Origin of the sequence: Pseudomonas sp. T1.Ur (genome assembly GCF_023516725.1) — a bacterium.
Classification (GTDB): Bacteria; Pseudomonadota; Gammaproteobacteria; order Pseudomonadales; family Pseudomonadaceae; genus Aquipseudomonas; species Aquipseudomonas alvandae.
In genome coordinates this window covers 160510-179716 of sequence record NZ_JAMGSN010000001.1, presented here as the reverse complement: position 1 = coordinate 179716, position 19207 = coordinate 160510, and the positions used below count along the sequence as shown (strand labels likewise).

The 19207-nt window shown below is 62.2% G+C and carries 18 protein-coding genes; 11 read left to right on the top strand and 7 right to left on the bottom strand.

All coding sequences use genetic code 11. The annotated features are described in order from the left end of the window. Nucleotides 1-147: 147 nt before the first annotated feature. Complete coding sequence (locus tag M8Q45_RS00835) at nt 148-627, top strand: Lrp/AsnC family transcriptional regulator (protein WP_249873234.1); 480 nt, start codon at nt 148-150, stop codon at nt 625-627. 283 nt (nt 628-910) lie between these two features. Then, on the top strand, nt 911-1120 hold the full coding sequence (locus M8Q45_RS00830) for a DUF2788 domain-containing protein (protein WP_003185724.1): 210 nt from the start codon (nt 911-913) through the stop codon (nt 1118-1120). On the opposite strand, the gene M8Q45_RS00825 is transcribed toward M8Q45_RS00830, so the two are convergent. From M8Q45_RS00825 to M8Q45_RS00810, 4 genes are all read right to left on the bottom strand, one after another. Next, nucleotides 1115-1681: a pseudouridine synthase gene (locus tag M8Q45_RS00825; protein ID WP_249877247.1), complete on the bottom strand. Its 567-nt coding sequence runs from the start codon at nt 1679-1681 to the stop codon at nt 1115-1117. The two genes, M8Q45_RS00830 and M8Q45_RS00825, sit on opposite strands and share 6 nt — an antisense overlap. 139 nt (nt 1682-1820) lie before the next feature. Then, a complete protein-coding gene (gene amn, locus M8Q45_RS00820) occupies nt 1821-3320 on the bottom strand; it encodes an AMP nucleosidase (protein ID WP_249873233.1) in 1500 nt (499 codons plus the stop codon). 212 nt (nt 3321-3532) lie between these two features. Beyond that, the gene (locus M8Q45_RS00815; RefSeq protein WP_249873232.1) at nt 3533-5182 is read right to left on the bottom strand and encodes an acyl-CoA dehydrogenase family protein; all 1650 of its coding nucleotides are present in this window, start codon (nt 5180-5182) and stop codon (nt 3533-3535) included. 74 nt (nt 5183-5256) lie between these two features. Further along, nucleotides 5257-7641: a hybrid sensor histidine kinase/response regulator gene (locus M8Q45_RS00810; protein WP_249873231.1), complete on the bottom strand. Its 2385-nt coding sequence runs from the start codon at nt 7639-7641 to the stop codon at nt 5257-5259. Nucleotides 7642-8095: 454 nt separating this feature from the next. On the opposite strand from M8Q45_RS00810, the gene M8Q45_RS00805 reads away from it, so the two are divergent. The 4 genes from M8Q45_RS00805 (at nt 8096) to M8Q45_RS00790 (ending at nt 11617) form a co-directional block, all read left to right on the top strand. Further along, nucleotides 8096-8893 (top strand): hydroxymethylpyrimidine/phosphomethylpyrimidine kinase, encoded by a 798-nt coding sequence (locus tag M8Q45_RS00805; RefSeq protein ID WP_030140354.1) that lies wholly within the window; start codon nt 8096-8098, stop codon nt 8891-8893. Between the two features lie 15 nt (nt 8894-8908). Beyond that, nucleotides 8909-9535, top strand: coding sequence for a thiamine phosphate synthase (gene thiE / locus M8Q45_RS00800; protein ID WP_030140355.1), 627 nt, complete (start codon nt 8909-8911; stop codon nt 9533-9535). A gap of 26 nt (nt 9536-9561) precedes the next feature. After that, complete coding sequence (hemL, locus tag M8Q45_RS00795; RefSeq protein ID WP_249873230.1) at nt 9562-10845, top strand: glutamate-1-semialdehyde 2,1-aminomutase; 1284 nt, start codon at nt 9562-9564, stop codon at nt 10843-10845. Nucleotides 10846-11062: 217 nt separating this feature from the next. After that, nucleotides 11063-11617 (top strand): tetratricopeptide repeat protein, encoded by a 555-nt coding sequence (locus tag M8Q45_RS00790; RefSeq protein WP_249873229.1) that lies wholly within the window; start codon nt 11063-11065, stop codon nt 11615-11617. A 178-nt stretch (nt 11618-11795) separates the two neighbouring features. On the opposite strand, the gene M8Q45_RS00785 is transcribed toward M8Q45_RS00790, so the two are convergent. Then, nucleotides 11796-12125 carry a DUF1820 family protein gene (locus M8Q45_RS00785; RefSeq protein ID WP_003185742.1) on the bottom strand — a complete coding sequence of 110 codons (330 nt, stop codon included), beginning with the start codon at nt 12123-12125 and terminating at the stop codon, nt 11796-11798. 133 nt (nt 12126-12258) lie between these two features. Between M8Q45_RS00785 and miaB the strand changes: the two genes are divergently transcribed. The 5 genes from miaB to lnt all read left to right on the top strand — a co-directional run bounded on the left by miaB (nt 12259) and on the right by lnt (nt 17696). Beyond that, nucleotides 12259-13587: a tRNA (N6-isopentenyl adenosine(37)-C2)-methylthiotransferase MiaB gene (gene miaB, locus M8Q45_RS00780; protein ID WP_030140358.1), complete on the top strand. Its 1329-nt coding sequence runs from the start codon at nt 12259-12261 to the stop codon at nt 13585-13587. 217 nt (nt 13588-13804) lie between these two features. Next, nucleotides 13805-14815, top strand: coding sequence for a PhoH family protein (locus tag M8Q45_RS00775; RefSeq protein WP_249873228.1), 1011 nt, complete (start codon nt 13805-13807; stop codon nt 14813-14815). After that, nucleotides 14808-15266 (top strand): rRNA maturation RNase YbeY, encoded by a 459-nt coding sequence (ybeY, locus tag M8Q45_RS00770; RefSeq protein WP_249873227.1) that lies wholly within the window; start codon nt 14808-14810, stop codon nt 15264-15266. The genes M8Q45_RS00775 and ybeY overlap by 8 nt, the downstream gene beginning before the upstream one ends. 39 nt (nt 15267-15305) lie before the next feature. Further along, the gene (locus M8Q45_RS00765; RefSeq protein ID WP_030140361.1) at nt 15306-16145 is read left to right on the top strand and encodes a CorC family transporter; all 840 of its coding nucleotides are present in this window, start codon (nt 15306-15308) and stop codon (nt 16143-16145) included. A gap of 27 nt (nt 16146-16172) precedes the next feature. Continuing rightward, nucleotides 16173-17696: an apolipoprotein N-acyltransferase gene (gene lnt, locus M8Q45_RS00760; RefSeq protein ID WP_249873226.1), complete on the top strand. Its 1524-nt coding sequence runs from the start codon at nt 16173-16175 to the stop codon at nt 17694-17696. Nucleotides 17697-17887: 191 nt separating this feature from the next. On the opposite strand, the gene M8Q45_RS00755 is transcribed toward lnt, so the two are convergent. After that, the gene (locus M8Q45_RS00755; protein WP_249873225.1) at nt 17888-18649 is read right to left on the bottom strand and encodes a YdcF family protein; all 762 of its coding nucleotides are present in this window, start codon (nt 18647-18649) and stop codon (nt 17888-17890) included. Nucleotides 18650-18752: 103 nt separating this feature from the next. Next, nucleotides 18753-19073 (bottom strand): hypothetical protein, encoded by a 321-nt coding sequence (locus M8Q45_RS00750; protein WP_181289424.1) that lies wholly within the window; start codon nt 19071-19073, stop codon nt 18753-18755. Nucleotides 19074-19207 lie beyond the last annotated feature (134 nt).

The window sequence follows — 19207 nt, the reverse complement described above, 5'->3', positions numbered from 1 at the left end:
TGTTTGTCCGAGCAGTGATCTTGGTGGTAAGCATAGGCCCGGGGCGCCGGCAGGGGATTGCGAAGATTGCTTGAATAAACACCACTTGCGCAATTTTTACCCCTGGATAGATAATCTTCCGCAATTAACCGGATAAAGGCCCGCTCGATGAGCAAACTCGACCGTTACGACCTGAGCATCCTGGCGGAATTGCAACGCGATGCGCGTATCTCCAACCAGGAATTGGCCGAGCGCATCGGCTTGTCGCCCTCCCCGTGCTCGCGGCGGGTCAAGCAACTGGAGGACGACGGCTACATCACCCGCCAGGTCGCCCTGCTCGACCGCAAGATGCTGGGCCTGAGCCTGACGGCCTACGTGCTGATCGGCATGGACCGCCATACCCCCGATCGCTTCGAGACCTTCGAAGCCGCGATCCGCAGCCTGCCGCAGGTGCTGGAGTGCAGCCTGGTGACCGGCATCGACGCGGACTACCAGCTCAAGGTGGTGGTGCCGGACATGGACCATTACCAGAAACTGTTGCTGGGGCACCTGACGCGGATCGAAGGGGTCACCAGCGTGCGCTCGAGTTTTGTGCTGAACCAGGTGCTCAACAGCACTGAGTTGCCGCTCACCCACCTGCGCAACTGACCGCTGTTGTGGCGAGGGAGCTTGCTCCGCTGGTTTGCGTGTAGGAGCTGCCGAAGGCTGCGATCTTTTGATCTTTCGCTTGGGATTTAAGTGTCTGGGGAAAGATCGCTCGGCAGCTCCTACACAGCGCCTACAGCGTCGAGCGGGGATAAATCCCCTCGTCACAAAATCTCGAGTCCACGATGGATAGCTGCGACACACCGCCGCAGCCCAATCCTGCGCCCCGCCCCCATGCCTTATACTCGCCGCGCCTTTTCAATCCCGCCCACGCTGGAGTGTCCCGATGGATCCTGCTGTTTTCGAAGAGTGGATGATGACCGGCCTGGTCAGCATCCTGATCATTTTCATGGGTTTCATCGTCTGGGACCTGGCGAAGAAGTCCAAGGCCGGGCGCTTTGGCTCGTTCATCCTGTTTTTCGTGCTGGGCCTCGGCGTCGCGGCATTCGTCATCAAGAGCGTGGTGATCGGCCTGATCGAATCCGGCGCACTATAAGCGCGCCGGCACTTCCTTCCACTGGCCCTGGTCGAGCCCTTCGAGCGTCCAGTCGCCGATCCTGACACGCACCAGGCGCAAGGTCGGCAAGCCGACCGCGGCGGTCATGCGTCGTACCTGGCGGTTGCGTCCTTCACGTATGACCAGCTCCAGCCAGCTCGTCGGCACGCTTTTGCGAAAGCGCACCGGCGGGTTGCGCGGCCACAACTGCGGCGCCTCCAGTTGGCGGGCCTCGGCCGGCAGCGTCATGCCATCGTTCAACGCCACGCCATCGCGCAGGCGCTGCAGTTGTTCGTCGCTCGGCTCCCCCTCGACTTGCACCCAGTACGTCTTGGCCAACTTGTGCTTGGGATCGGCGATGCGCGCCTGCAGTTGTCCGTCATTGGTCAGCAACAGCAACCCTTCGCTGTCGCGGTCGAGGCGACCGGCCGGGTAGATGCCGGGCACGTCGATGAAATCCTTGAGCGTCGCCCGCCCTTCGCCGTCGCTGAATTGCGTCAGCACATCAAAGGGTTTGTTGAACAGGATCAGCTTCGGCTCGGCCGGAGGCGCCTTGGCCACACGGCGCGGGGCGGCGGCTGGAGGCTTCGCGCCAGGGCGGCGGGAAACGGGACGTGGGGGACGGGGCATGGCAGCGACAACATCTAACGGTCAGGGCCGACCATGCTAGTGGCCCGACCGTTAAATGACCACCGTCCGATCAGCGGAACGGCGGCTCGTCGAAGCTGCGCAGCTTGCGCGAGTGCAACGAATTGAGCTCGGTGCGCAGCAGGTCCACCGCCGCGATGCCGATCTTCAGGTGCTGGTTGACCGCCCGCTCATAAAAAGCGTTGGCCGAACCCGGCAGCTTGATCTCGCTGTGCAGCGGTTTGTCCGAAACACACAGCAACGTGCCATAAGGCACCCGCAGACGATAACCCTGGGCGGCAATGGTGCCGCTTTCCATGTCCACCGCCACCGCGCGGGACAGGTTGATCAGCGGGCGTTCCTGGGCCCAGCGCAGTTCCCAGTTGCGGTCGTCGTAGGTCAGCACGGTGCCGGTGCGCAGGCGCTTTTTCAACTCGTCGCCTTTCTCGCCAGTGACGTTCGCCGCCGCTTGCTGAAGCGCCAGTTGCACTTCGGCCAGGGCCGGGATCGGGATGTTCGGCGGCACCACCCGGTCGAGAATCCCATCGCGGCGCATGTAGGCGTGGGCCAGCACGTAGTCGCCGATGGTCTGGGACTGCCGCAGGCCGCCGCAGTGTCCGATCATCAGCCAGCAATGCGGGCGCAGCACGGCCAGGTGGTCGGTGATGTTCTTGGCGTTGGACGGGCCGACGCCGATGTTCACCAGGGTCACGCCGTGGCCGTCGCTGGCCTGCAAGTGATAGGCCGGCATCTGGTAGCGGTGCCAGACCACGCCGGCGGCGATGGCCGAGGCTTCGCCGTGGTCCATGTTCTTGTCGATGATCACGTTGCCCGGCAACACCATGCGCACGAAACGCGGATCACTGCGCAATTGCTCCAAGCCATGGACGATGAACTGGTCGACATAGCGGTGATAGTTAGTCAGCAGAATCCACGGCTGCACGTGGCGCCAGTCACTGCCGGTGTAGTGCACCAGCCGGCGCAGGGAGAAATCCACCCGCGCGGCGTCGAACAGCGCCAGGGGCAGCGGGTCGGTGTTCTCCCAATCGTAGAGGCCATCGGCGATGCCATCGGTGGCGGCCGACAAGTCGGTGCTCGGGAACACCCGCGCCAGCACGGCAGCGGTGACACCGGAGCCGGCGAGCTCGTCGCCCTGCTCAACCACGTACGGGTAAGGAATGTTCTGCTCGCTGACGCCCACCTCGACGGTGACGGTGAAGTCGTGCATCAACGGCACGAGCTGCTCCAGCAGGTATTTGCGGAACGCGGCTGGGTGAGTGACGGTGACACTGTAAGTGCCCGGCAACTGGACCTTGGCGTAGGCGCGGGTGGTTTGCGGCACTTCGCCGTGGCAATGGTAGGTCAGCCGCAGTGCCGGGTAGCGAAACAAGGCCCGTTGCTCGGCATCCGGCTCGATGCGGTCCTTGAGGTAGCGCTTGAGCGCCTGGTTCAGCGCGGTGGTCGCACGCTCATGCAGGGCCGCGAGACGATCCACGGCTTGTTCGGCGGTTTGAACGACAATAAACGCTTCGGTCACGATCAGCTTCCTGTGTTCTGACTTGCAGGCCTTCATCTTGCCTGCATCGTGGTCCGACGGGAACAGTGGCGTATTGGTTGACCTTTCGCGGAGCCTCTTGTGGGAGCGAGCCTGCTCGCGAAAGCAGTGTGTCAGACCACACAGAGGTTGAATGCACCGACGCCTTCGCGAGCAGGCTCGCTCCCACAGGGTTTGGTGGTGTCTCGAATCTTGTGTGCCGCCTAAACCCACTGTGGGATGTGTTGATCCTAGAAACCCTGCGGGGTCGAGCGCGCGACGATTGCCTCTACATTCAAGCCTCTCGGCAACGCTCCGTAGACCCTGGCACCGGATCCAAGGCGACTGGCAATAAAGGCATCGCTGACATCACCGTTCCCCGCTTCGAGCAGCCACCTCGCTTGCAGGCCGACGGCGATGTCTTCGGTCAATTGCCGGGCGCGGTACTGGATATCGTCGGTGTCCTTGAACGCCGCATACAGTTGGTCGATATGGGTAGCCAGGCGCTTGTCCCCATGACCGTCACCCAGTTCGTTGAACAGCACTTCCAGCACGCCAGGCTCCTTGGACAAGGCGCGCAATACATCGAGGCATTGCACGTTGCCTGAACCTTCCCACGTGGAGTTGACCGGCGCCTCCCGATACAGGCGCGGCAGGATGCTGTCTTCGACGTAGCCGGCGCCGCCCATGCATTCGGCAGCTTCGTTGATCATCGCGGGGGCACGTTTGCAGATCCAGTACTTGCCCACCGCCGTCACCAGCCGGGCGAACTTGGCTTCGTGCTCGTCGTCCAGATGGTCCAGCGCCCGTCCCATGCGCAGGCTCAAGGCCAATGCAGATTCGCTTTCCAGCGCCAGGTCGGCGAGCACGTTCCGCATCAGCGGTTGTTCGCTCAGCAACTTGCCGCCGACCATGCGGTGCGCGCAGTGATGACTGGCCTGGGTCAAGGCCTGGCGCATCAGGGCGCTGGAGCCGACCATACAATCGAAGCGCGTCATGGCGACCATCTCGATGATCGTCGGCACGCCCCGGCCCTCTTCCCCAACCATCCACGCCAAGGCCCCGCGGAACTCCACTTCGCTGGACGCATTGGAACAATTGCCCAGCTTGTTTTTCAGCCGCTGGATATAGAACTGATTGCGCGTGTCGTCCGGGCGATGGCGCGGCAGCAGGAAACAGGTCAGGCCCTTGTCGGTCTGGGCCAGGGTCAGGAACGCATCGCACATCGGTGCCGAGCAGAACCATTTATGCCCGACCAGTTCATAGGCCTGCCCCGGCCCACTGGCCCCCACTGGAAAAGCCTTGGTGGTATTGGCCCGCACGTCGGTGCCACCCTGTTTTTCGGTCATCGCCATGCCCAGCGTGACACCAGCCTTGTGGGCCATGCCGACGTTGCGCGGGTCGTACTCGGTGGCGAGCACCTTCGGCACCCAGCGTTCCGCCAGGTCCGGCTGCAAGCGCAGCGCCGGCACGCTGGCGAAGGTCATGGTCAACGGGCAACCGGTGCCGGCTTCGGCCTGGCTGTGCAGGTAAGTCATGGAAGCGCGGGCGACATGGGCGCCGGGTTGCGGATGAGCCCACGGCAGGCTGGGCAGGCCATGCTCGATGGCGGTGCGCATCAATTGGTGATAGGCGGGATGAAACTCCACCAGGTCAATGCGATGGCCGTAGCGGTCATGACTGGAAAACACCGGTTTGTTCTGGTTGGCCAGGAACCCGGCCTCCATCAGCGGCCCGCCCGCCAGCGCACCGTAGGCATCGATCCGCGCCTGCGCCCAACCGGCGCCGAAACGCTGAGACCACTGTTGCAGCGGCAGGTCGATGCGATACAGGTTGGCACCGTCCAGGGACGGCGGCTGATTGGTGACGTCGTGGGTTTCGGCGAACTGGTGCAGGTTCATGACGGGGCTCCTTGGTCGGCCAGCAGGGATTCAGTTAAGCATCGCCTCCTGATCGATCAAAGTGGCATACCCGCCTAAATATCGGCGCTTTCACCCTGTTTCGGACAAAGTACCCGCCGCTGCAAAACGGCTTGCAACACCTCGAATTTCACCGGTTTGCCCAGATAGTCGATCAAGGCTCCCGAAGGGCAGCCAGCAGCATCATGACGCGGACTGGCTACCAGCACGGGCAAGTCCTCGCAACCGGCCAGCGCCCGAATCTGGCAGCCCACTGATACCCCGTCCAGGGGCGATGACTGGCAGTCGAGGAGCACCGCGTCAAAACTTTCGACCTGCAGCACATCCAAGGCAGCCCGACCACTGTCGACGGTGCGCACCCGGTAGCCCAGCTTGAGCAGCATGCCGCGCATGACCAACTGATCGATGTTGTTGTCATCCGCCAACAGCACCGTGCAGTCCTGGGGTTCGCGCGAATCCCGGCGCCCGCTGAATGAAAAAGGGCTCGGGACACCCGACGGCAACGCGATGTCGAACGCCACGTCCAGCTGGAAACGGCTGCCGCGCCCCGGCTCGGAGGTGTGGGTCAGCCGCCCGCCGAGCAATTCGACCAGTTGGCGGCAGATCGCCAGGCCCACACCGAGGCCGCCGTATTCGCGGGTCATCGAACCGTCGAGCTGGAAAAAGCGCTGGTACAAAGTTGCTTCGCCAAGGTCGGTAAAACCGATGCCGGTGTCAATCACGGCGAAGGACAACACCAGGCGATCGAGCTCCGACGGACGCCCGCTGACCCGCAACGCGACACCACCGGAGCGGGTGAACTTGATGGCGTTGTCCAGAAGGCATTCCAGGCACTGGGCCAGTTTGCCGCTGTCACCCAACAGCCGGTCTGCCAGGCCGGGGTTTATGTCGACCTTGAAATCCAGGCCCTTGGCCGCCGCGTTGGCACCGAACTGCACCTGCAACGCGTCAATCACACCGCGCAGGCTGAACGGCGCCGGGTAAATCTTGAGCTTGCCGGCCTGCAACTCGGTGAGCGTAAGGATGCCGTTGACCATGCGCATCATGTCCCGTGCCGAACCGGCGGCGGTCTGCTGGTACTGGGTCAACTCTTCGTCCATTTCGACGGTTTCCATCAACTCCAGCGAGCCGATCACGCCGTTCATCGGCGTGCGCAACTCATGGGTCAAGGTGGCGAGGAATTCATCCTTGAGTTTATTGCCCTGGGCCAGTTGCTGGTTGAGCACTTCCAGTTTCTGCCCGGCGTCGAACAGCGTCTGGGCTTGCTGCTCGCGCATGGCGTTGATGCGGTCGGCCAGGGCGAGGGACAACAGCGCCACCTCGATGGCCGAGCCAATCTGGCTGGCGTACATGGTCAGGAAGATGTTCGGCAGATAACCGAGCACCATCATTGTGTTGACGATGCCCCCCAGCAGGAACGCCGACCAGGCGATGATGAAATAACGCGCGACCCGCAGGCCGCGCCACCAGGCGAACAGCCCGGCGGCGAAAATCACCACGGTGAAGACCAGGGCCAAGGCCGTTGCCAGGCGCAACGCCAGGGCGTAGCTGGTCATCAATGACAAGCCCACCACCACGGCACCATAGGCAATCAGCGCCAGCAGCAACCGGTCGAGCCAGCGGCTGTGTTGCGCGGTCTGCAGGAAACTGCGGGCGAACTGACTGCCGAACAGGCCCGCGCAACCGATGAAAAACGGCGTCGCAGCGTTGGCCCACCAGGGGTTGTCCGGCCAGAAATACTCCACCGCCGCGCCATTGACCGACAATTGATACAGGCCGAACGAGGCGATGTAGAAGATGTAATACAGGTAGCTGGTGTCGCGCACGCTCAGGTAGATGAACAGGTTGTAGACCAGCATGCCCAGCAACACGCCATAGATGATCCCCAGCACGTAAAGGCGCAACGGCTGTTGTTCCAGATAAGCGGTGCTCGACCACAGCGTCAATGGCGCCTGGATCGAGCCCTCGCTTTGCAGTCGCAGGTAGACGGTCTGGCGTTGATCGGGCTGGAAATCCAGGCTGAACAGGTAGTTGTTCTGGCGGATCTCGCGACGGGCGAAGGGCAGCGCATCGCCCGTCTGGCGGACCAGGCGATAGGCGCCGGTGCCGTCAGCCAGGTACAGGTCCAGGTGATCCAACGGTGGATACGCCAGTTCCAACAGCCAGGTTCGCTGGGCGCCGGGATTGCCGGGACGATAGTGCAAATCGATTTTCAGCCAGAACGCGGATCGCGAATAACCGGCGTTCAACGTGGCTTTGTCGTGGGGTTTGAAGTGACCGGCCGTGGCCTCGGCCAGGACGTCATCGATGGAATCCGTGCCGCTGGCGTCTTCAAAGACTTGCAGGGCGTTGCCCAAGGGCAGGCTCTGGGTAAATTCATCGAATTCGAGGGCGCTTGCCAAGGGGGACAAGCACAACAGCAACATCAGCAAATAGCGCATTTAAGCCCCAGCGTGGCCTGTCCGGTTGAGTCAGGAAGCCCCCCCATTCCCTGAGTAGACGTAACACCGGCAATACCTGTTATTGGTTGGATCCATCCCTAGCATAGCCGTTGATGGCCAATTTGCACCATGGAAATTTTTCCGACAAAAGGCTCTAGGACGGGCGTCTCAGCGCCAAGCATTGAGATAGAGCTGTTGCTTTGGTCAGGTCACAATTTCGTCGGCGCGGAGTTCTATTGTGGCGAGGGGATTTATCCCCGCTGGGCTGCACAGCAGCCCCAATAACTGTCGCCGCGGATACCAGGCAGTTTGAATGGGGGCGCTTCGCACCCCAACGGGGCGGTGCGACGTTTCGCTAAATCCCCTCGCCACAGATAAATCCCCTCGCCACAGACGACTTGCATCAACAGAGGTGCGCGCCGATCGGTGGGGTTTGGTGATAAGCTCGCGCACCATGAATATCTACAGCTCTCGCCCCGTTGTCCTCTGTCTCTCCGGCCACGATCCCAGTGGTGGCGCCGGCTTGCAGGCAGATATCGAAGCCCTGCTCGCCCAGGGATGTCATGCCGCCCCGGCCGTTACCGCGTTGACCGTGCAAGACACCGTCAACGTCAGCGATTTCCGCGTACTCGATCGCGAGTGGGTGCTGGCGCAAGCCAATGCCGTGCTCAACGATTCGCCCGTGGCGGCGGTCAAGCTGGGGATGCTCGGCTCGCTGGAAATGGTCGACACGGTGGTCGAGCTGCTCCAGGCGCACCCGCATCTGCCGATGGTCTGCGACCCAGTGCTACGCGCCGGTGGCGGCGGGCGGCTGGGCAAGGATGAAGTCGGCTACGCCATGCGCGAACGCCTGCTGCCGCTGGCGATCATCGCCACGCCCAACCTGCCCGAAGCACGCATCCTCGCCGAACTGCCAGAAGGCAGCGCCGATGAATGCGCCGAAAAATTGCTGCCCTTCGTCAAGCACTTGCTGATCACCGGCGGTCACGGCGACGAGCATGAAGTCCATAATCGCCTCTACAGCCGTGACGGGCACCGCGAAACGTTCACCTGCCAGCGCTTGCCCGGCAGCTACCACGGTTCCGGTTGCACCCTCGCCAGCGCCATCGCCGGTCGGCTGGCCCAGGGCGAACAGCTCGCCAGCGCGGTCAAGACAGCGCTGGACTACACCTGGCGCACCCTGCGCGATGCCGAACAACTGGGCAAAGGCCAGTTCGTACCGCGTCGCCTGCCGCTGGATTTCTGCTCGTAGCACAGGAGCCGTGGAATGAAATTACGTGGCCTTTATGCCGTCACCGATAGCCAGTTGCTGGCCGGCAAATTCCTCGCCTATGTCGAAGCGGCGCTGGAAGGTGGCGTGACGTTGCTGCAATACCGCGACAAGAGCAGCGACGAGGCCCGGCGCCTGCGGGAAGCCGAAGCCCTGCGCAACCTGTGCGAACGCTACAAGACCCAACTGATCATCAACGATGACGCCGAACTGGCCGCGCGCCTCGGCGTCGGCGTCCACCTGGGCCAGACCGATGGCCCGTTGGCACCGGTGCGGGCGTTGCTGGGCCACAAGGCAATCGTCGGCTCTACGTGCCACGCCAGCCTGGAATTGGCCGAACAGGCCGTCAACGAAGGCGCCAGCTACGTCGCGTTCGGCCGTTTTTTCAACTCCAGCACCAAGCCCGGGGCGCCCAGCGCAAACCTTGAACTGCTCGAACAGGCCCGCATCAAATTGCATGTACCGATTTGCGCGATCGGCGGCATCACCCTGGAAAACGCCGCCCCCCTGGTGGCCCACGGGGTCGATCTGCTCGCGGTGGTCCATGGCCTGTTCGGCGCCGACAGCACCGCTGAAGTGACGCGCCGCGCCCGCGCCTTCAACGACCTGCTGCTCATCAAATAGTCATTTCCGTTTTCGAGAGCCCAACCATGTCCCGTTCCGAAACCCTGTTTGCCAACGCCCAGAAACACATCCCCGGCGGCGTGAACTCGCCCGTTCGTGCGTTCAAGAGCGTCGGCGGCACCCCGCTGTTCTTCAAGCATGCCGAAGGCGCGTACGTCACCGACGAAGACGACAAGCGCTACGTTGACTATGTGGGCTCCTGGGGGCCGATGATCCTCGGCCACAGCCATCCGGACGTGTTGGATGCGGTGCGCAAGCAGTTGGAACACGGCCTGTCCTACGGCGCCCCGACCGCGATGGAAACCGAGATGGCCGACCTGGTCTGCTCCATCGTGCCGTCGATGGAAATGGTGCGCATGGTCAGCTCCGGCACCGAAGCGACCATGAGCGCGATTCGCCTGGCCCGCGGCTACACCGGCCGCGACAGCATCATCAAGTTCGAAGGCTGCTATCACGGCCATTCCGACAGCCTGCTGGTCAAGGCCGGTTCCGGCGCGCTGACCCAAGGCGTGCCGAGCTCGGCGGGCGTGCCGGCGGCGTTCGCCAGACATACCCTGACGCTGCCGTTCAACGACCTTGATGAAGTCGAGAAGATGCTCGGCGAAGTCGGCCAGGAAGTGGCCTGCATCATTGTCGAGCCAGTGGCCGGCAACATGAACTGCGTGCCGCCGGCGCCAGGCTTCCTCGAAGGCCTGCGCAGCCTGTGCGACCAGCATGGCGTGGTGTTGATTTTCGATGAAGTGATGACCGGTTTCCGTGTTGCCCTCGGTGGCGCCCAGGCCCATTACGGTGTGACGCCGGACTTGAGCACCTTCGGCAAGATCATCGGCGGCGGCATGCCGGTGGGCTGCTTTGGCGGCAAGCGCGCGATCATGGAGTGCATCGCACCGCTGGGCCCGGTCTACCAGGCCGGCACACTGTCGGGCAACCCGCTGGCCATGGCCGCCGGCCTGACCACTCTGCGCCTGATCAGCCGCCCGGGTTTCCATGCCGAACTGACCGACTTCACCACGCGCCTGCTCGATGGCTTGCAGGTACGTGCCGATGCAGCGGGCATTCCGTTTGTCACCACCCAGGCCGGCGGCATGTTCGGCCTGTATTTCAGTGGCGCCGATGACATCGTGACCTTCGACGACGTGATGGCCAGCGACTCTGACCGCTTCAAGCGCTTCTTCCACCTGATGCTCGAAGGTGGCGTCTACCTCGCGCCGAGCGCGTTCGAAGCCGGCTTCACCTCCATCGCCCATGGCGACGCCGAGTTGAAAATCACGCTCGACGCGGCCGAGCGGGCCTTTGCGGCGCTGAAGTAAGCCTGTGGATAAGTGACGCTGGCTCACCCCAGCGTCAGTTATTGCCCATGGCCCCCGCGCTTTTTCCTACATATTTGCCCCATAAGCCGTCCCTGCCGTTCCATCGCAGCAGAAAAACGAGTAAAGACTTTGTAAGGATGGCCCCGCTTATTTCATAATGCGCGCTTATTGGATCCCCCGGAGGGTCCACGCGCCCCTCAGAGGTAAGTCGATTCCCATGAACCGCACCGGCCGCACCCTTGCCCTGGGCTGCCTGTTGCTCCTTCAGCCCCTGTTCGCGAATGCACAGGCAGGCGGTAACTCGTTGTTGATCCCGGCGATGGGCCGTTGCACGCTCAACACCCAGCCACAAGATCTCGCACCGGCACTCGACGCCTGTCGAAAAGCGGCCGACGCGGGCGACGCGCAAGCGCAATACGAGTTGGGTGAGTTCTACTACGACGGCAAGGCCGCGCCCCGCGACCTCAAGCTGGCCCTCAATTATTACGAAAAAGCCTCGCTGCAAGGCCATGCCCAGGCGCAATTCAAGCTCGGTGGCATGTTCTTCCATGGCGAAGGTGTGCCGGCCAACAATGTCCAGGCTTATATCGTCTTGAAGATGGCAGCGGTCAATGGCGCCGAAGAGGCACTGGACACCGCTGACGAAGTCGCCGAGCAGATGCCCCGCGACGAGCTGGAAGTGGCGACCCAGGTGCTGGGGCAGATCTTTCGCAAATACCTGATGGAATTGCAGAACGCCGATGGGCGCACGCCTTTCTCGCCACTGCCCTGAACCACACAGCCTGCCCTGTAGGAGCTGTAGGAGCTGTAGGAGCTGCCGAGTGCAACGAGGCTGCGATCTTTCTCCTGGCAATTGAATCCAGAGCGAAAGTTCAAGATCAAGATCAAGATCAAAAGATCGCAGGCTTCGCCAGCTCCTACAGGGCCCGGCGCAGCAGCACAAATATTCCTTACTTCTCAGGCATCGGCATCGGAAACGGCATCACATTGCCGACCGCGCCGCGGGCTTCGCTGATTTTTGGCGTGCCGAGGCGTTCCACTTCATCGATGCGCACGATCGAATGCATTGGCACGAAGCTGCGCACCACGCCTTCGAACTGCGCCTTGAGCTTTTCTTCGCTCGGGTCGACGACCACTTGCGTGCGCTCGCCAAAGACGAATTCCTCGACTTCCAGGAAGCCCCACAGATCACTTTGATAGATCTGCTTGGCGTACATTTCGAACACCTGGCCCTGGTTGAGGAAAATCACCTTGTAGATTGGAGCTTCACGTTTGGTCATGGCAGGCGAAATACATCGGCGGGTAAAAATGAGGGCGCGAACTATAGCATAGCCACTGCTCGCACAGCGGTAGGAACCCGTGGACTTGTTGCCTATAATGCGCGGTTCTTTGAATCACGTGATGATCCCGTCCATGGCCAAGAAACTTTACATCGAAACCCACGGTTGCCAGATGAACGAGTACGACAGCTCGCGCATGGTCGATCTGCTGGGCGAACACCAGGCCCTGGAAGTCACCGCCCGCGCCGAAGACGCGGACGTGATCCTGCTCAACACCTGCTCGATCCGTGAGCGCGCCCAGGACCGGGTGTACTCCCAACTGGGTCGCTGGCGCGAACTGAAGCTGGCCAACCCGGAAATGGTCATAGCCGTGGGCGGTTGCGTGGCCAGCCAGGAAGGCGCGGCGATTCGTGATCGCGCACCGTACGTGGACGTGGTCTTCGGCCCGCAGACCCTGCACCGCCTGCCGGAAATGATCGATGCCGCGCGCGTGACCAAACTGCCGCAAGTCGACGTTTCGTTCCCTGAAATCGAAAAATTCGACCATCTGCCCGAGCCGCGTATCGACGGTCCCAGCGCCTATGTCTCGGTGATGGAGGGCTGCAGCAAATACTGCACGTTCTGCGTGGTGCCCTATACCCGGGGCGAAGAAGTCAGCCGACCGTTCGACGACGTGATCGCAGAGATCATCCACCTGGCTGAAAACGGCGTGCGCGAAGTGACCTTGCTGGGGCAGAACGTCAACGGCTATCGCGGCCTGACCCACGACGGGCGCCTGGCGGACCTCGCCGAACTCATCCGTGTAGTAGCGGCGGTGGACGGCATCGACCGCATCCGCTACACCACGTCCCACCCGCTGGAATTCTCCGACAGCCTGATCCAGGCCCACGCCGAGGTCCCGGAGCTGGTCAAGCACCTGCACCTGCCGGTGCAATCGGGCTCCGACCGGATCCTCGCCGCCATGAAGCGAAACCACACGGCATTGGAGTACAAATCCAAACTGCGCAAATTGCGTGCGGCAGTGCCGGGCATTTGCATCAGCTCGGATTTCATCGTCGGCTTCCCTGGCGAAACCGAGAAAGACTTCCAGCAGACCATGAAGCTGATCGAAGACGTGGGCTTCGACTTCTCCTATTCTTTCGTCTACAGCCAACGCCCCGGGACCCCGGCGGCCGATCTCGCGGACGAAACCCCGGAAGAAGTCAAAAAGGAACGACTCAACGCCTTGCAGCACCGCCTGAACCAACAGGGTTTCGAGATCAGCCGACAAATGGTCGGTTCGGTCCAGCGGATCCTGGTCACCGATTACTCGAAAAAAGACCCGGGTGAACTGCAGGGCCGCACCGAGAACAACCGCATCGTCAACTTCCGTTGCGACACGCCGGCCTTGATCGGCCAGTTCGCCGACGTGCACATCGACGCCGCGCAACCGCACTCGCTGCGTGGTTCGCTGGTCCAGTAACAACACAACTCCCCTGTGGGAGCGAGCTTGCTCGCGATAGCGGCATGACAGTCAATACTTATGTTGAATGCAGGGCCCCCATCGCGAGCAAGCTCGCCCCCACAATGAGTTGTGTGGGGCCTGTTGTCAGATTCGCCCGTTTAAGAGCTTTCGCACCCAGCCTACTGGCGTTATCCTTGATTTCATCTTAATTGCCCCTGGGCGGCTAAAAACGACCTTGAACGCACCCATCGAACCTCATCGTTTCATACTCGAGCCCTTTGAGGCTCGCCGCTTCGCCAATCTGTGCGGGCAATTCGACGAGCACCTACGCTTGATCGAACAGCGCCTGGCCATCGAGATCCGCAACCGCGGGAACCAGTTCGAACTGATCGGCGAACCCAAGCACACCTCCTCCGCGGAAAACCTGTTGCGCCGCCTCTATCGGGAAACCAAGGCAAGCGAGCTGTCTCCGGACATGGTCCACCTGTTCCTGCAGGAATCGGCGGTCGAAGAGCTCGACAACCACGCCCCTTCCGAACCTGCGGTGGCCCTGCGCACGAAAAAAGGCATGATTCGCCCACGCGGCTTGAATCAGCAGCGCTACGTGAAGGAAATCCTGGCCAACGACATCAACTTCGGCATCGGCCCGGCCGGCACCGGCAAGACCTACCTGGCCGTGGCCTGTGCGGTCGACGCGCTGGAGCGTGAACAGGTACGACGCATCCTGCTGGTGCGTCCGGCTGTCGAGGCGGGCGAAAAGCTCGGCTTCCTGCCCGGCGACCTGGCCCAGAAAATCGACCCATACCTGCGTCCGCTCTATGACGCGCTGTACGAAATGCTCGGTTTCGAATACGTCGCCAAGCTGATCGAGCGCCAGGTCATCGAGGTCGCGCCGCTGGCCTATATGCGCGGTCGCACGCTGAACAACAGCTTCATCATCCTCGACGAAAGCCAGAACACCACGGTCGAACAGATGAAGATGTTCCTGACGCGGATCGGCTTCGGCTCCACCGCCGTCATCACCGGGGACATCACCCAGGTCGACCTGCCCCGGGGCACCAAGTCCGGGCTGCAACACGTGATCCAGGTGCTCAAGGACGTCCCGGGCATCAGCTTCACGCATTTCATGCCCAAGGACGTCGTGCGCCATCCGTTGGTGCAGCGCATCGTCGAAGCCTACGAGCGTTTCGAGCATCGCGCCGAGGAAGAGTCGGCCGACAGCAAAGGCAATGGCCGCAATGCTTGAACTCGACCTGCAACTGGCCAGCGACCACACTGCCCCCAGCGAGGCCCTGTTCCGCCAATGGTGCGAGCTGGCCCTGCGCCAGCGCAGCGCCGATTCGGAGCTGACCATCCGCCTGGTGGACGAACCCGAAGGCCGCGAGCTAAACCACACCTGGCGCCAGAAAGACTACGCCACCAACGTGCTGTCCTTCCCCGCCGACGTTCCCGACGAGTTGCTCGACATCCCATTGCTGGGCGACCTGGTGATCTGCGTCCCGGTCGTTGAGCGTGAAGCCGCCGAACAAGGCAAGTCCCCCGAAGCCCACTGGGCCCATCTGGTGATTCATGGCTGCTTGCATCTGTTGGGCTACGACCATATAGAAGACGACGAGGCCGAGGAAATGGAAGGACTGGAACGGACGTTGCTTGCCGAACTGGGGCATCCCGACCCTTACGCCGACGACGAACATTGATACATCAACTGTCACGACAAAGGATTCAGAGTAATCGCTATGAGCGAAGATCGATCGACCAACGGGCATAAGTCATGGCTGGGCAAGCTCACCCAGGCTTTTGCCCATGAGCCGAAAAACCGCCAGGAGCTGCTTGAGCTGCTGCGCGATGCACACCAGAACAAATTGCTGGACAGCGAAGCGCTGGCCATTGTCGAAGGCGCCATCCAGGTCGCTGACCTGCAAGTGCGGGACATCATGGTCCCGCGCTCGCAGATGATCAGCATCAAGGCGACCCAGACACCTCGTGAGTTCCTGCCCGCCGTGGTCGACTCCGCCCACTCGCGCTACCCGGTCGTCGGCGAAAGCCATGACGATGTCATGGGCGTGCTGCTGGCCAAGGACCTGCTGCCGCTGATCCTCCAGGAGAACGGCGACAGCTTCAACATCAAGGACCTGCTGCGTCCGGCCACCTTCGTGCCCGAGTCCAAGCGCCTGAACGTGCTGTTGCGTGAATTCCGCGCCAACCACAACCACATGGCCATCGTCATCGACGAATACGGCGGCGTGGCTGGACTGGTCACCATTGAAGACGTGCTCGAACAGATCGTCGGCGACATCGAGGATGAGCATGACGTCGAGGAAGACAGCTACATCAAGCCACTGCCCAGCGGCGACTTCCTGATCAAGGCGCTGACGCCGATCGATAGCTTCAACGAGTTTTTTGACAGCGAATTTTCCGACGATGAGTTCGACACCGTCGGCGGCCTGGTGATGAGTGCTTTCGGACACCTGCCCAAGCGCAACGAAACCACCGAGATCGGTTCCTGGCGCTTCCGCATCCTGAATGCCGACAGCCGCCGGATTCATCTGCTGCGCCTGTCACCCATTGCCCGTTAAACCCTGCGAGACCCGCTAAGGATTCAAATGCGCTGGATAACCCGCCCCGGCTGGCCCGGTAACCTGCTGGCCGTGGCGGCCGGCGCGATCACCACCCTGGCCCTGGCGCCCTTCAATATCTGGCCGCTGGCATTGCTGGCGGTCGGGCTGTTTTATGCGGGCTTGCGTGAGCTCTCGCCGCGCCAGGCACTGGGACGCGGCTGGTGTTTCGGCTTCGGCCTGTTTGGCGCGGGCACCAGTTGGATCTACGTCAGCATCCATAACTTCGGTGGCGCGTCGGTGTTGCTCGCCGGGTTGCTGATGCTGTTGTTCATCGCCGCCATCGCCTGGTTCTTTGCCCTGCCCGCCTGGCTCTGGGCGCGTTGGCTGCGGCGCAGCGAAGCGCCCTTGGCCGATGCCCTGGCGTTTGCTGCGCTGTGGTTGGGCCAGGAGGCGTTTCGCGGCTGGTTCCTGACCGGTTTCCCCTGGCTTTACTCCGGCTACAGCCAACTCGACGGTCCACTGGCCGGCCTCGCGCCGCTGGGTGGGATGTGGCTGATTTCCTTCTCCCTGGCCCTGACCGCCGCGCTGCTGTACAACGCGCCCCGGCTGCTGCGTTCCGGGCGCAAAGGCTTCATCGTCGCGGGCGTGGCGCTGTTGGTTGGCCCATGGCTTGCCGGCCTGGCGCTCAAAGGGCATGCCTGGACCAGTCCTTCGGGAGACCCGCTGAGTGTCGCGGCGATCCAGGGCAACATTGAACAAAGCATGAAATGGGACCCGGAACAGCTCAACGCCCAATTGGCGCTGTACCGCGACATGAGTTTTACCTCCAAGCGTGTCGACCTGCTGATCTGGCCGGAAACCGCCGTGCCCGTGCTCAAGGAGTCCGCCCAGGGCTACCTGGACATGATGGGCAGTTTTGCCGCCGAGCGGCACTCGGCGCTGATTACCGGCGTGCCGATTCGCCAACTGGTGCGCCACGAAAAACGCTACTTCAATGGCATCACCGTAACGGGTGAAGGCGACGGGACTTACCTCAAGCAAAAGCTCGTGCCCTTCGGCGAGTACGTGCCGCTGCAGGACCTGCTGCGCGGGCTGATCGCGTTTTTTGACCTGCCCATGTCGGATTTTGCCCGTGGCCCGGCTGACCAGCCGTTGCTGCAGGCCAAGGGATACCAGATCGCGCCCTTTATCTGCTATGAGGTGGTCTACCCGGAATTTGCCGCCAGCCTTTCGGCCCGCAGTGATCTGCTCCTGACCATCAGCAACGACACCTGGTTCGGCACCTCGATCGGCCCGCTGCAACACCTGCAAATGGCGCAGATGCGTGCGCTGGAAGCCGGTCGCTGGATGATTCGCGCCACCAACAACGGCGTGACCGGCCTGATCAACCCCTTTGGCCAGATTACCGCCAGCATCCCGCAATTCGAGCGCGGCATCCTCTATGGCGACGTGGTGCCGATGCACGACCTGACGCCTTACCTGCAATGGCGCTCGTGGCCGCTGATCACCTTGTGCGTGTTGCTGCTGGGCTGGGCGCTGATGGCGGGACGGATGGCCAGGACGGTTTAAGGTTTTCGATAATCCTCGCGCCTGCTGGACTCTGTAGGCGCTGCCGAAGGCTCGGGCCGCGTTCGGACGATCTTTTGATCTTGATCTTTCACTCCCGACTCAATTGTCTGGGACAAGATCGCAGCCTCGCTCCGCTCGACAGCTCCTACAGGTGCGTTCCAGCGGGATAATTCCACTTGCCGTTACAGTGCTCAACGGTAGAACAACCAATACCCCACCAGCCCCGCCGCTTCATTCATCAACTGTCCCGATTGCCAGATCGACTTGAATTCCGGCATCCAGCCGCCCAGTGGCCGGGCGTTATCCTGCCCCAGGAAACCCACCGGCGCCGGCACCACTTCAAACCCCGCGCGCTCGAAACTCCAGACTGACCGCTGCATGTGCCAGGCCTGGGTCACCACTACGACCCGCTTGACGCCTTCCGGCAACAGGATCTCGGCGCTCATCTGGGCGTTTTCCCAGGTGGTGCGGCTACGCCCTTCCTGCCAGCGCACGTTGACGCCGAAATCCTCCAGCATCGAGTCGGCCATCAGCTTCGCTTCGCTGGGCGGAGTGCCGTAGTGCAGGCCACCGGTGGTCAGCACCGGCAAACCGGACGCCTTGGCCAGCCGCGCGGCATAACGCTGGCGCTCCAGACCAATGCCGGTGGGCTGGTCGGCGCCCCAGGCCAGGTCGCCGCGCTCACGCCCCGAACCCAGCACCACGATGGCGTCGGCGCGCTGGGCCAGGGTCGCCCATTCGCTGCGCAGCAGCGGCGCCTCGCGCTCCAACGCCCGGGCGCTCCATTGCACCACCACCGGCAGGCTCAACAGCCAGAAGCCCCCCAACCCCACGGCGAAACACACCCGGGCCAGGCGCGGCCGCGAGTGACGCCACCACCAGGCAAGCGCCAACAGCAGTAGAAGAATGCCGGGCGGCAATAAAAGTTGTTTGATGAAATAGCGAAACGGCATCGGGCATCTCCATAGATGCCCGAAGCCTAGGTGGGTTGACGCAAAGCGACAACAGATTCCAAAAACATCGAATCAAAAAAAAGCGACACGCGTGAATCCGGCGTTACTTGAACTGCAGTGACCGGACCTTTACAGCATCCTTGTCGGGCGTCCGGTCCTTTAGCCAGACAACTTTGGCCGAACGGGGCGCATCGAGACGCTTGTTTGCCTGGGCCCCGATTGCAGGGGCCTGGTGCCCGACCTGCTCAAGGTAGGCCTTGACCAGTTCGAACTCTGCGGGGCTCAAGCCGCGCAGTTCCAGCTCTGCCGGGCGTTCATCACGCAAGCGACCGGCGGTTCTTGCAGCGTCAAGGGCCACCCCGAGACGATCGATCAGTTTTTCGTATAACTCAGGTGTAGCGACTTTTCGTTGTGATTCAACCATCCCTCACCTCATTGAAGATAAGACTCACTCCCCATTGAGAAGCTTAGCTTCGCTGGGCAAACCGGCAGCGCGCCGCGACCAACGGCCCTGAACGCCGATCGTCGGCGAAGGTCTGCAAGGCTCGGTAATGGTTC

Coding starts and splice junctions, on each gene's coding strand:
- M8Q45_RS00790 (WP_249873229.1), top strand. CDS start 11,063: ATGAACCGCACCGGCCGCACCCTTGCCCTGGGCTGCCTGTTGCTCCTT.
- M8Q45_RS00810 (WP_249873231.1), bottom strand. CDS start 7,641: ATGCGCTATTTGCTGATGTTGCTGTTGTGCTTGTCCCCCTTGGCAAGC.
- M8Q45_RS00750 (WP_181289424.1), bottom strand. CDS start 19,073: ATGGTTGAATCACAACGAAAAGTCGCTACACCTGAGTTATACGAAAAA.
- M8Q45_RS00835 (WP_249873234.1), top strand. CDS start 148: ATGAGCAAACTCGACCGTTACGACCTGAGCATCCTGGCGGAATTGCAA.
- lnt (WP_249873226.1), top strand. CDS start 16,173: ATGCGCTGGATAACCCGCCCCGGCTGGCCCGGTAACCTGCTGGCCGTG.
- M8Q45_RS00755 (WP_249873225.1), bottom strand. CDS start 18,649: ATGCCGTTTCGCTATTTCATCAAACAACTTTTATTGCCGCCCGGCATT.
- M8Q45_RS00815 (WP_249873232.1), bottom strand. CDS start 5,182: ATGAACCTGCACCAGTTCGCCGAAACCCACGACGTCACCAATCAGCCG.
- amn (WP_249873233.1), bottom strand. CDS start 3,320: ATGAAGGCCTGCAAGTCAGAACACAGGAAGCTGATCGTGACCGAAGCG.
- M8Q45_RS00785 (WP_003185742.1), bottom strand. CDS start 12,125: ATGACCAAACGTGAAGCTCCAATCTACAAGGTGATTTTCCTCAACCAG.
- hemL (WP_249873230.1), top strand. CDS start 9,562: ATGTCCCGTTCCGAAACCCTGTTTGCCAACGCCCAGAAACACATCCCC.
- thiE (WP_030140355.1), top strand. CDS start 8,909: ATGAAATTACGTGGCCTTTATGCCGTCACCGATAGCCAGTTGCTGGCC.
- M8Q45_RS00765 (WP_030140361.1), top strand. CDS start 15,306: ATGAGCGAAGATCGATCGACCAACGGGCATAAGTCATGGCTGGGCAAG.
- M8Q45_RS00805 (WP_030140354.1), top strand. CDS start 8,096: ATGAATATCTACAGCTCTCGCCCCGTTGTCCTCTGTCTCTCCGGCCAC.
- M8Q45_RS00830 (WP_003185724.1), top strand. CDS start 911: ATGGATCCTGCTGTTTTCGAAGAGTGGATGATGACCGGCCTGGTCAGC.
- miaB (WP_030140358.1), top strand. CDS start 12,259: ATGGCCAAGAAACTTTACATCGAAACCCACGGTTGCCAGATGAACGAG.
- ybeY (WP_249873227.1), top strand. CDS start 14,808: ATGCTTGAACTCGACCTGCAACTGGCCAGCGACCACACTGCCCCCAGC.